At 49.3% G+C, this 12241-nt stretch carries 11 protein-coding genes and 1 pseudogene; 9 read left to right on the top strand and 3 right to left on the bottom strand.

What is annotated here, in order from left to right; translation table 11 throughout:
* Positions 1–13: 13 nt before the first annotated feature.
* Entirely contained in the window at positions 14–868 is an 855-nt protein-coding gene (frlD, locus tag KXZ66_RS16825; protein ID WP_003228626.1) for a fructosamine kinase FrlD, read from the top strand.
* A gap of 24 nt (positions 869–892) precedes the next feature.
* On the opposite strand, the gene frlR is transcribed toward frlD, so the two are convergent.
* Positions 893–1621, bottom strand: coding sequence for a transcriptional regulator FrlR (gene frlR / locus KXZ66_RS16820; RefSeq protein ID WP_014480777.1), 729 nt, complete (start codon positions 1619–1621; stop codon positions 893–895).
* Between the two features lie 181 nt (positions 1622–1802).
* Between frlR and KXZ66_RS16815 the strand changes: the two genes are divergently transcribed.
* Positions 1803–2906, top strand: a complete 1104-nt coding sequence (locus KXZ66_RS16815; protein ID WP_120028550.1) for an ABC transporter ATP-binding protein — start codon at positions 1803–1805, stop codon at positions 2904–2906.
* A 33-nt stretch (positions 2907–2939) separates the two neighbouring features.
* Here KXZ66_RS16815 and KXZ66_RS16810 read toward each other — a convergent pair whose 3' ends face one another.
* Together KXZ66_RS16810 and KXZ66_RS16805 are read right to left on the bottom strand one after the other, a co-directional pair.
* Entirely contained in the window at positions 2940–3806 is an 867-nt protein-coding gene (locus KXZ66_RS16810) for an endonuclease I family protein (RefSeq protein WP_042974677.1), read from the bottom strand.
* A gap of 81 nt (positions 3807–3887) precedes the next feature.
* Positions 3888–4007, bottom strand: a pseudogene (locus KXZ66_RS16805) (hypothetical protein); the annotation flags it as partial.
* A 244-nt stretch (positions 4008–4251) separates the two neighbouring features.
* Here KXZ66_RS16805 and allC point away from each other — a divergent pair.
* The 7 genes from allC to pucE all read left to right on the top strand — a co-directional run bounded on the left by allC (position 4252) and on the right by pucE (position 12170).
* Positions 4252–5490 (top strand): allantoate deiminase, encoded by a 1239-nt coding sequence (gene allC / locus KXZ66_RS16800; RefSeq protein ID WP_049139632.1) that lies wholly within the window; start codon positions 4252–4254, stop codon positions 5488–5490.
* A 16-nt stretch (positions 5491–5506) separates the two neighbouring features.
* Positions 5507–6757: a (S)-ureidoglycine--glyoxylate transaminase gene (pucG, locus tag KXZ66_RS16795; protein ID WP_151870063.1), complete on the top strand. Its 1251-nt coding sequence runs from the start codon at positions 5507–5509 to the stop codon at positions 6755–6757.
* A 226-nt stretch (positions 6758–6983) separates the two neighbouring features.
* Positions 6984–7976, top strand: a complete 993-nt coding sequence (locus tag KXZ66_RS16790) for an XdhC family protein (protein WP_120028548.1) — start codon at positions 6984–6986, stop codon at positions 7974–7976.
* On the top strand, positions 7973–8590 hold the full coding sequence (gene pucB, locus KXZ66_RS16785; RefSeq protein ID WP_021480548.1) for a xanthine dehydrogenase accessory protein PucB: 618 nt from the start codon (positions 7973–7975) through the stop codon (positions 8588–8590). The genes KXZ66_RS16790 and pucB overlap by 4 nt, the downstream gene beginning before the upstream one ends.
* Complete coding sequence (gene pucC, locus KXZ66_RS16780; RefSeq protein WP_038829784.1) at positions 8587–9420, top strand: xanthine dehydrogenase subunit C; 834 nt, start codon at positions 8587–8589, stop codon at positions 9418–9420. Before pucB ends, pucC begins: the two co-directional genes overlap by 4 nt.
* Complete coding sequence (pucD, locus tag KXZ66_RS16775; protein WP_049139627.1) at positions 9421–11658, top strand: xanthine dehydrogenase subunit D; 2238 nt, start codon at positions 9421–9423, stop codon at positions 11656–11658.
* A complete protein-coding gene (gene pucE / locus KXZ66_RS16770; RefSeq protein WP_049139625.1) occupies positions 11649–12170 on the top strand; it encodes a xanthine dehydrogenase subunit E in 522 nt (173 codons plus the stop codon). The genes pucD and pucE overlap by 10 nt, the downstream gene beginning before the upstream one ends.
* Positions 12171–12241: the final 71 nt, after the last annotated feature.

The raw sequence follows: 12241 nt of genomic DNA, 5'->3' as shown, positions 1-12241 counted from the left end.
AGGAGGAAGCACTATGAAATTGATTGCGGTTGGAGATAATGTTGTAGATTATTACCAGGATCAAGAAACATTCTACCCGGGAGGAAATGCCTTAAACGTTGCTGTGCTTGCCAAGCGGCTCGGGCATGAGTCTTCCTATATCGGAATCGTCGGCAATGACGAAGCCGCGGCGCATCTGTTGAACGTTCTCAAGCTGGAGCAGGTCAATGCAGATTATATCCGCCAGGCGCACGGAGAAAACGGGATGGCGATTGTCACCCTTGATGAACAGGGGGACCGCATTTTTGTCAGATCAAATAAAGGCGGCATTCAGTCCCGGCTTCGCCTCGCGTTTCAGGAGAAAGATGTATCTTTTATCAGCGGGCATGATTTGCTGCATACGAGCGTGTACAGCAGGCTTGAGAACGATCTTCCGCAGCTGTGCGGGCTGGTCCCTGTCTCATTTGATTTTTCAACCAATCGGGAGGATGATTATTTGAGGAGGGTCTGTCCTTATGTGACGTATGCGTTTTTTTCAGGAAGCGATTTGAGTGAGTCGGAATGCGGTGAGCTTGCCAAAACAGCTCATGGGTACGGAGCCAAAATGGTTTGTATGACCCGAGGGGGCCAAGGAGCAATCCTGTCTGCGGGTGATCGAGTCTATCATCAGCCGATTGTGGAAGCTGATATAATAGATACACTTGGAGCGGGAGATTCTTTTATAGCAGGCTTTTTGACTGCCTTTTGCGTGAAGCAGGATATAACGTATGCTTTGCGCCAGGCTGCTGAAACGGCTGCGAAAACATGCGGTGTGTACGGAGCTTTCGGCTATGGCTATCCTTATCGCTTGGAGGACGGGGGAAGCAGTGAAAAAACGAGAATACTATAAGCAGTGTCTCGTTTTTTATGCCTGTTATGTGTAGGGGCTGTTGATGGTAAAAGTGACACGGTTTGTGTGCATCAAAAACAATGAGCAATAGATTGGCTGGTCGTTTGATGTAAAAGCCGTTTTATCAATTTCAAACAGCGCATCCCCGATATCACAATCCAGGTATTTGCTTTCCTCCTGTTGGGCATATACAACGTTTAATAGCTTCGTATTGTGCGTGGGTACAACTTTGTATTGCTGTTTCAAAATATCATGCATGGAGACGCCGTCAGCAATAAAGGTATCAATGCCGGGAAACAAATCAAGCGGATAATGCGTCACTTCAAAGGTGAGAGGCTGATCATCATTATATAAAATCCGTTTTAATTCAACGACAGGGCTCTCGGGATGGATTTGAAGCTTTTCTGCGATGGGTTTTGACGCTGGAATGATGTCATGGGACAGCACATGATGCTTCGGTTTTTTGCCGGTTGATTCCATAAATTCCGAGTAGCCGTTTACAGCGATCAGCTCTCGTTTTAATTTAGGGCTTTTAACGAACGTTCCCTTTCCCTGCTGCCTGATCAGATAGCCTTCTTCGACTAAATCGAGAATGGCTTTCCTGACGGTGATGCGGCTGACGTTATACTTGGTGCAAAGCTCGTTTTCGGTAGGCAGCTTGGCGGTTGGGGAATACACGCCCTTTTTGATGTCATCAGTGATGATTTGTTTTAGCTGAATGTATAAAGGTGTAGAACTTCCGTTGTTTAACAAAGGGTAGCCTCCTTTTAACCTATTATTTATATTATAATGTATTATGACGTTATAATACAAATTTACATTTTTTATTTTAGAAATATAGCAAAAATGGGAATCGATTACTCTAAAAATAACAGAAAGACCAAGTTGTTTCCAGTGACGAAATAACGGGTCAAAAGATAGGGGGACTTTTCTGATGGCTTCATTAACATTTGAACACGTCAAAAAATCATATCACTCACAATTAACCGTGAAGGACTTTGATTTAGATGTAAAGGATAAGGAGCTTTTGGTGCTGGTGGGGCCGTCAGGATGCGGAAAATCAACAACGCTGCGGATGGTGGCTGGATTAGAAAGCATTTCTGAAGGAAATCTTCTTATTGATGGGGAGCGGGTCAATGATCTTCCGCCGAAAGAACGTGATATTGCGATGGTATTCCAGAACTATGCGCTTTATCCGCATATGACGGTTTTTGATAATATGGCGTTTGGATTAAAGCTCAGAAAGATGGCGAAACAGGAAATTGCCGAGCGGGTTCATGCGGCAGCTAGAATTTTAGAAATTGAACATTTGCTGAAGAGAAAACCGAAGGCGCTCTCCGGCGGGCAGCGGCAAAGGGTGGCGCTTGGCAGGTCGATTGTGCGGGAGCCGAAGGTCTTTTTAATGGACGAGCCGCTTTCTAATCTGGATGCAAAACTAAGAGTGACGATGCGGACAGAAATCAGCAAGCTGCACCAGCGATTAGAGGCAACGATCATTTATGTCACGCATGACCAGACCGAAGCAATGACAATGGGAGATCGGATTGTCGTCATGAATGAAGGGGAAATCCAGCAAGTGGCGAAACCTCATGACATTTATCATTACCCGGCCAATTTGTTTGTCGCAGGTTTCATTGGCTCTCCTGGGATGAACTTTTTGAAAGGCATCATAGAACAGCAGCATGGCGAGCTGTTTTTCACAAATTCTTCGATCCGGCTTCATATTCCTGAAGAAAAAGCAAAGCGGCTGAAGGAAAAGGGATATGCCGGAGAACAGATGATTGCCGGTGTACGGCCGGAGCACATCACACAAATGACAGGAAATGACCAGTTGTTTGATTCAGTGTTTCAAGCGAACGTGGAAGTGAATGAAAATTTGGGCTCGGAGCTCATAGTGCATGTCATGGCTGGGGACGAGCGGCTCAAGGTCCGCCTGGACGGAAACACGCGAATCGATGCAGGCGATTCAATCCAGCTCTCAGTGAAAATGGACCACGTAGTCTTTTTCGATGTGGAAACGGAAGAGGCTGTGTATTAGAAAAAGGTGCTCCTAAAAAGGAGCACCTTTTTCTTACGGCCAAATCTCATCCGCCCATTCAGGGTGGTCGATAAATGGATTGCGGTTGTGCTGATATTTTTCATAAATGATTTCATTTCTTTTCCGCTCGCGGTCGTCAACCGGATCCTGCTTATTCCATTCGAGCAGGACAGATTGTTTGCCATGATAAGGAGCTGAGCCGTTGCCTGTCTTATCATTAAGCTCAAGATCAGGATAGCCGTCATCACCCTCGTAACGGACAGCCATGTAAAACAGCATGCGGGCAACATCGCCTTTCACATCATCGCGGGGCTCCCATGAATCGCCGTCATAATAATTTCCGGGTGCCTTCGCATATTCAGTGCCGCCATTGTCAAAATCCATATTTCCTCTGGCGCTGTTAACTTGAACATCAGCCGGGCGCAAATGATGAATATCAGTACCAGGTCCCTTGCTCGTACCAAAATCGCCATGGGATTTCGCCCAGACATGCTCGCGGTTCCAATCGCCGACATTCCCGCCGTTCAGGTTTTTGGACCGCGATTCTTTCGTATAGAGCAGGATGACGTTATTCGGATTTCTCGGATCTTCATCCGTTTCTTTCAGCGCGTTCCACACTTCGCTGTAGGACAGCATCGTGTGTCCGCTGATAATACGGTGCAGGGTGCTTTTTAGCGAGTCTCCTGTTTTACCTTCAGCCCCTTCATAATAGGTATCTGTGTCAGCATAGGGTGCAGCTGGGGCGGCTAATGAGAGAAGGCTTCCCGTTCCTGAAGGGGAAGACGCCAATCGGTCATTAAGGCTTAATGCGGTTTGCGCGCTTGCTGAAGCTGCCGGCGCAAGCCATCCGGAAATCAGTAATACACAGACGAGCGGCAGAAACCATGCTTTTTTTGTCATCACTTGCCCTCCTTTTATCAGATCATGTCTATTATCTAAAATTGAAATAAAGGATAGAAGTGTCATTTTGTATATTTTTCATTAAAATTGTAAATTAGTTCCTTTGGAGGAGGCGGAAATCTCCTGTTCCCATACCTTTAGGTCCTGTTTTTGCGGGCTGCCGGCATTTCTGTTTTCATCCGTTCCGCAAACATCGCCTCTCTGGCAAGCTGAGCTTGTTCATATGAAAGGCATTTTGACCCTCTTTTTCGCTCTTGCTGGCTCTCTTCCTTACCGTGTTTTCTTTTGACCTTTACATCAAAATAGTTGTGACATGTAGGGTGAATCTGGTTGCTGGATGGATACTGTGACTAAAAAATAAACGTTTTTTTGGTTAATCTGTCAATGAACTATCATGTTGCTCCTTCTATAATGAAGTCACCATAGCGGCCAGAGGGGGGAGTACATGGAAAAGCAGAAGCTTTCAGTAAAAAACAGCATCACAGATTATATTGAATGGCTCGCCCAATACGGTGCGTCTGCGGATGGCGGCGTAACGAGGCTTTTATACACAAAAGAGTGGATGGACGCACAGCTTGCTGTGAAAACGGAAATGTCTTCTTTCGGGCTTGAAACAAGATTCGACGATGTCGGCAATGTGTTTGGAAGGCTTTCGGGCACCCAGTCTCCGGATGAAGTCATTGTAACCGGTTCACATATCGATACTGTCATCAATGGGGGAAAATACGACGGCGCCTATGGTGTTCTGGCGGCAATGCTTGCGATAAAGCGGCTCAAAGAGACATATGGAGCGCCGAAAAAAACACTCGAAGCGGTATCTTTATGTGAGGAGGAGGGCAGCCGTTTTCCAATGACCTATTGGGGATCAGGGAATATGACGGGTGTTTTTTCATTACAGGATGGAGCAGAGCCAAGAGACGAATCAGGAGTCTCACTGCAACATGCGATGCATGAGAACGGTTTTGGCAAAGGTGTGTTTCAGGCAGCATATCGGACAGATATCAGCGCTTTTGTTGAGCTCCATATTGAACAGGGACAGACATTGGAAATGTCAGGACGGGATCTCGGGATTGTGACAAGCATTGCGGGTCAGAGGCGATATCTCGTCACGCTGGAGGGGGAATGCAATCATGCGGGAACCACCTCCATGAAATGGCGCAAGGACCCGCTCGCAGCCAGCAGCCGTATCATTCATGAGCTGCTGCTGCGGTCGGAGGAGTTGCCGGAGGAGCTCCGTCTGACATGCGGAAAAATAACGGCAGAGCCCAATGTAGCCAATGTCATACCGGGCCGCGTCCAGTTTTCAATCGATATTCGCCATCAGCATCAGCATGTGCTGGAGCAGTTTCATCAAGACATGGTTGCTTTGATCAACGGCATTTGCCTACAAAAAGGAATTCGCGCCGTGATTGATGAATATATGCGGATAGAGCCTGTGCCGATGGACGAAAGGCTGAAGGCTGCGGCTTTTGAAACAGCATTAGAAAACGGCTTCAGCTGTGAGGAAATGGTGAGCGGAGCAGGGCATGACGCGCAAATGATCGGAAGGCGCTATCCTGCTTGTATGCTGTTTGTGCCGAGCCGAGGCGGCGTCAGCCACTCACCGAAGGAATATACGTCAGCCAGACAGCTCGAGATCGGCGTCCGCGCACTGACTGATTTATTATACAAACTGGCTTACTGATAAAGGAGGAATGGCTGTGTCAGGCAGAAGAGAATTATGCACCCCGTTAAGAACGATTATGACGCCAGGGCCTGTTGAGGTTGATCCGCGTGTATTAAGAGTAATGAGCACCCCGGTTGTCGGCCAATTTGATCCGGCGTTTACAGGTATTATGAATGAAACGATGGAGATGCTTCGGGAGCTGTTCCAAACAAAAAACCGCTGGGCATACCCGATTGACGGCACTTCAAGGGCGGGAATTGAAGCAGTGCTGGCTAGTGTGATAGAGCCGGAAGATGATGTGCTCATTCCCATTTACGGCCGTTTCGGTTATTTGCTGACTGAAATCGCAGAGCGATATGGGGCAAATGTTCATATGCTTGAGTGCGAATGGGGAACGGTTTTTGACCCGGAGGACATCATACGGGAGATAAAAAAAGTAAAGCCGAAAATTGTGGCAATGGTGCATGGAGAAACATCGACAGGACGGATTCACCCGCTGAAAGCCATCGGCGAAGCCTGCCGCACCGAGGATGCATTGTTTATCGTCGATGCAGTCGCAACGATTGGGGGCTGCGAGGTTAAAGTCGATGAATGGAAGATTGATGCTGCCATCGGCGGAACGCAAAAGTGTTTGTCTGTGCCCTCAGGAATGGCGCCGATTACATATAATGAGCGGGTGGCGGACGTGATTGCAGCTCGTAAAAAGGTGGAGCGGGGGATTGCGTCACAAGCTGACAGGGAAGCGCTTTCGGGAAATCGGCCAATCACAAGCAACTACTTTGATTTGAGCCAGCTTGAGGATTATTGGAGCGAAAGACGGCTCAATCATCATACAGAAGCGACGACGATGCTGTACGCCTTACGTGAGGGAGTCAGACTGGTGCTTGAAGAAGGCCTTGAGGCGCGTTTTGAGCGGCATCGGCACCATGAAGCCGCATTAGCAGCAGGGATAAAGGCAATGGGGCTAAGATTGTTTGGAGATGATAGCTGCAAAATGCCTGTTGTCACCTGTGTCGAAATTCCCGGCGGCATTGACGGCGAGTCTGTCCGTGGCATGCTGCTGGCACAATTCGGTATTGAAATCGCCAGCTCATTCGGCCCGCTCGCAGGGAAGATCTGGAGAATCGGCACGATGGGGTACAGCTGCAGAAAAGAAAACGTGCTATTCGTGCTTGCCGGGTTAGAGGCTGTGCTTCTCAGACATAACGCAGGAATCGAAGCAGGAAAAGCGCTCCAAGCAGCGCTGAATGTGTATGAAAACGCTGGCCGCCAGGCAGCGGTGTAAAGAAAAGCTTGCGGAACTCCGCAAGCTTTTTAGATATGATTTCGTGTTTTCTCCAATCTAATTTTCTTCGTTTGACTCTTTTTACAAATCCTCTTTCTATGTGTTTCATTTTCTGACAAATCATGAGTCATTTTTTCTTCCATCGTCTATTCTTTATACAAGTTACCTATAAAATCACGCTGAACTAGTTGTTTCTCACGGCAATTTTCGAGAGGAGGATGCGGCATTGGGGAATTTTCACACGATGTTAGATGCGCTCCTGGAAGACCAGGAGGAGGCTGTACTGGCGACAATTGTTCAAGTGGAAGGCTCCGCGTATCGAAAAGCAGGCGCCTCTATGCTCTTTAAGAAAAATGGCAGACGGATTGGCTTGCTGAGCGGCGGGTGTGTGGAAGAAGATGTATTCCAAAGAATCAGTGCGCTGGGCGATCAGCTCACACCAACGCTGATTCCCTACGACATGCGGTCGGAGGACGATCTTTCTTGGGGCATGGGAGCCGGGTGCAATGGCATTATTCATGTTCATGCAGAGCGAATCACTCAGGAAAAAAGGCGGCACTATGAGAAAGTGAGGGACTGCCTTCAATCAGGCAAAGCTGTCACTTCCGTTACAAAGATTGGATCCTCCCATTATTTATTTCTGACGGAGAACGGGCATTTTGGCAACTGGCCGGACGCGCCTCTGCAAGATATTCAACGTACTCTTTCAACGCTTCATTTACCGCATTTCGATCCACCCACTAACATGTTTATTCAGCGAATTGAACCGAAGCCGCGCCTCATTCTGTTTGGGGCGGGTCCGGATACTGTACCGCTGGCCAATTTGGCGGCTGACACAGGGTTTTCTGTTATCGTGACGGATTGGCGGCCCGCTTATTGTACATCCTCTCTTTTTCCAAAAGCGGATCAGCTGATTACCGCTTTTCCGGAACAAATGCTTAGCAAATTTCAATTTTTTCCGCATGATGCAGCTGTTGTGGCAACCCATCATTATCAGCACGATCAAACGATCATCAACTTCTTATTTTCTCAAAACCTCCATTATATTGGACTGTTGGGTTCGGCAAACCGCACGAAACGGCTGCTGAACGGAAAACATCCTCCGTCTCACTTTTACAGTCCGGTCGGGCTGAAAATCGGTGCGGAAGGTCCAGAGGAAATTGCGGTAAGTGTAGTTGCAGAAATTATTCAAACAAGAAAACGGGTGGCGGTTGTATGAGAAACCCCTATCTGATCGGCGTGTTTCTCGCTGCCGGCAAAAGCAGAAGAATGGGCCAAAACAAGCTGGCTTTGCCGCTAAAAGGAGAAAACATCGGCTCACTTTCCTTGAAAACTGCTCTGTCGTCCCGCCTTGATCACGTGCTGGTCGTCGAGCGGACAGAACATGCCTCCCTTGAGTGGATAGGAGCGCCGTATCACGCTCCGCCTTTTCAAAAACGCTGGAGCCTGCACGTTTGCCAAGACGCAGAAAAGGGTCAGGGGCATTCAGTCGGCAGCGGGGTGAGAAAAGCAGAAAGCATGGGGGCGGACGGCGTTGTCATTTTGTTAGCCGACCAGCCTCAGCTTTCCGTCGATCATCTCAATGCCCTTGTGGCACTGGCCCCTGAGTCATTTGCCGTGTCATCGTTTTTAGGGGCGTTCACCCCGCCAATCTACTTCTCGTCGACATGTTTTCCTTATGTAAAGGGGTTAAAGGGAGATGAAGGGGCTCGCAGGCTCCTGAAAAGCGGACAGCTTGGAGCAGGAGCGGTTTTGGAGGCAAAGGATAGCGGCGAGTTGGACGATATTGATACACCCGAGGAATATGACATGGTAAGGAGGGCGATGGCTTGAACGGCCAAGTGACAAAAGCAAGGATGAATATTCAATTATGGAGGCCGACAGCGCTTGATGAGGCCTATTCGCTTTTAGAGAAGCTTGCTCCGGATGTGTGTGCCGCATCGGGAAGCACGCTGCTTCAGCTTCAGTGGGACAAAGGAACTCTGCCGAAACAGCACCTTGTCAGCCTTGAAGGGATTGACGAGATGCGAGGGATCAGCGCCAGTGACACCCACGTGTCGATCGGGGCGCTCACATCACTGAATGAATGCAGAAAGAACCCTTTGATCAAGAGAGCGCTTGGCTGTTTCAGTGACGCTGCTTCCGCTGTCGCTGCACCGGGGATCCGCAGCCGTGCCACGATTGGCGGCAACATAGCGAGTAAAATCGGTGATTTCATTCCGCTTCTGCTTGTGCTTGGTGCTGAGCTTATCGTATATCAAAAGGAGCTAATCAGGCTGCCGCTTGGCGCTTGGCTCAGTGAGGAAGACTTTAGAACGGCTATCGTCACGCGTGTCATCATCCCGCGGGCGGAGGGAGAGCGTGTATTTTATCACAAGCTTGGGAGGCGCCAGGCTTTTACAGGAGCGGCTGCTGTTGCAGCTGGACGTTTTTTGAAAGACGGCGGCATTCGCCTCGCCGCTGGCCATGCCGATATCACCCCTAGGAGATTATTGGACAGCGAAGCGAAATGGATGGCACCAGGGTGGGACTCGCATGAGCTGTACAAAACACTTATCCATGAGCTGCCGTTTTCCTCAGATGCTTTTATGTCAGCGGCATACAGAAAAAAAGCCGCTGCCAACGTCATCATGGCAGAGCTGATGGCTGAGGGAGGGGAATAAATGATCATCAACAAACCGTCAAGAGTCAGGCCGGATGGAAGGGATAAGGTCACAGGGGAATTGAAATATATGACCGATCTCAGCTTTCTGGGAATGCTGTATGGCAAGGTGCTGAGAAGTGCTTATCCTCATGCAGAGATTGTGTCGGTTTGCACCATAAAAGCTGAGAAAATGGAAGGCGTGCAAGCCATCGTCACGCATAAAGACGTTCCTGGCTTAAACCGATTTGGCATTGTCATCCCTGATCAGCCGGTTTTATGTGAGGACAGGGTGCGGTATGTCGGGGATGCGATCGCCGCAGTTGCTGCGGAAACGGAGGAAATCGCGGAAGCGGCGCTGGAGCTGATTCGAGTTGAGTATAAAGAGCTGGAAGTCATAGATTCACCAGAAAAAGCGCTTCGGCCGAATGCGCAAAGACTGCATGAGGACGGGAATATCCTGCACCGCACATTTTTTTCAAACGGCGATGTGGAAGAAGGGTTTCAAGCATCTGATACAGTCCTTGAAGAAACCTATGAGCTGCCGCGGCAGATGCATACGTATATGGAAACGGAGGGAGGCGTAGCCGTTCCGGAAGACGACGGGGGTTTTACGATGTATGCAGGAACTCAGCACGGCTATAAAGACCGTTTCCAGCTTGCCCGTATTTTTGATATTCCTGAAGAGAAGATCAGAATTGTGTCAAGTCCGATGGGCGGCTCGTTCGGAGGGAAGGATGAGCTGAATATTCAGCCGTATGCTGCGCTTTTGGCCCTGAAAAGCGGACGCCCTGTCAAAATCCATCAGACACGAAAGGAATCTGTACGTTCTGGCATTAAGCGCCATCCGATGAAGATTACGATAAAAACGGGTGCAGATCATTCGGGAAATCTATTGGCGCACGACGTGAAAATTGTGGCGGACACAGGCGCTTACGCCACGCTTGGGCCTGCCGTTCTAGATTTTTCTGTCGAGCATGCCGCGGGGCCGTACCGTATTCCGAATATCCGGACTGAAGGAATATCAGTATTTACGAACAACGGGGTGGCGGGTGAATTTCGAGGCTTTGGCGGCAACCAAATCACATTTGCACTCGAAACCCATCTCGATCGTCTCAGCGGCATGCTCGGCATCGACCCGCTGGAGCTGAGAAGAAAAAATATCAGAAAACCGCATGACTTGGGGCCGCTGGAGCATCGGATTGCATCGACTGACGGAGCGGCACAGGTGTTGAATGCCATATCTAAATCTCCCATTCTTAAAAAAACAAGCCGGAACTGCGGGTATCTGCAAAGAGGCACGGGAGCGGCAATTACAATGCACGGCGGCGGGCTGGGGTTTGGCCGAATGGATGCGGCAGGAGGCCGTTTGTCTCTTTCGAGTGAAGGCAAAATCACAGCATCATTTGGATTTGAAGAATGCGGACAGGGGATTCTAGCAGCGATTGAACAGATTGTCATGGAGGAGCTGGGTTGTGCCGCAGAGGATATTTCCATTGTTATTGGGGATACCGCAAAAGTGCCGAAGTCAGGCTCCTCCACAGCATCCCGCGGCACAAGCATGGTGTGGCACGCGATCCAGCGTTTGAAGAAGCCGTTTCTATCTCAGTTGAAAAAACGGGCGGCAGAATGGAGCGGCTGTTCAGCGGAAAACCTTATTCCCGGCGCTGCAGGCTTGCGTGACAAAAACACAAAGGCGCTCGTGGTGACGTATAAGGAGCTGGCTGAAAAAGGCCCTTTGGCAGAGGAAACGGCCTTTGACTTTCCAACAACGCCTGATCCTGTGGTGGGCGGCCATTTCCTCTACTCATTTGGAGCGGCTGCCGTTGAGGTGGAGGTAGATCTGTTAACAGGCGATGTCAAATTGATAGATTGTGAGCACGCTATTGCGGCAGGTCCGGTTGTCAGTCCGCAGGGATATCGAGGTCAAATTGAAGGCGGCGCTGCCATGGCACTCGGCTATACGCTGATGGAGGAAGCGAAAATGACGGACGGCCGTTATGCCGCAGAAAATCTAGATCACTATTTGATCCCTGGAGTCAAAGACGTTCCTGACATGAAGGTGATCGCAATAGAAGAACTAATGAAGGGTGATGCATATGGACCACGCGGTGTTGGCGAAATTGGAACAATCGCCATCACTCCGGCGATTGTAAAGGCAGTACATGATGCGGTCGGATGCTGGATAAACAAGCTGCCAATTTCAAGAGAAGAGCTGCTTGAAGCGATAGACAGAAAGGGGCTGAAGCAATGGACGTAAAAGAGGCCGGGCCATTTCCTGTAAAAAAGGAACAGTTCCGGATGACCGTGAATGGGCAGGAGTGGGAGGTTGCTGCCATTCCTACGACACATCTGAGTGACTTGCTTAGAAAGGAATTTCAGCTGACCGGGACAAAGGTGTCCTGCGGAATCGGCCGCTGCGGAGCCTGCTCTATTTTAATCGACGGAAAACTGGCCAATGCGTGTATGACCATGGCTTATCAAGTGGACGGCCACTCCATTACAACAATCGAGGGCGTACAACAAGAGGAACTGGATATCTGCCAAACCGCTTTTCTGGAAGAAGGAGGCTTCCAATGCGGCTACTGTACCCCAGGAATGATAATTGCGCTTAAAGCACTGTTTCGGGAAACCCCTCAACCTTCTGACAAAGATATAGAAGAAGGGCTGGCGGGGAACTTGTGCCGGTGTACCGGGTATGGCGGGATTATGCGGTCAGCTTGCAGGATTAGAAGAGAGTTGAACGGGGGTAGTCTGGAGTCCGGCTTTTAAGAGCCGGACTTTTTTAGCCTCAGTCAGACAGCGCGATCAAGACGCAGAAGCGTTGTGGGAAAACACACGAT

Source organism: Bacillus sp. LJBS17 (assembly GCF_019334685.1).
Lineage (GTDB): Bacteria > Bacillota > Bacilli > Bacillales > Bacillaceae > Bacillus > Bacillus subtilis.
Note: the sequence above shows the minus strand (reverse complement) of the source record. Positions and strands in the feature narration are given on the sequence as shown.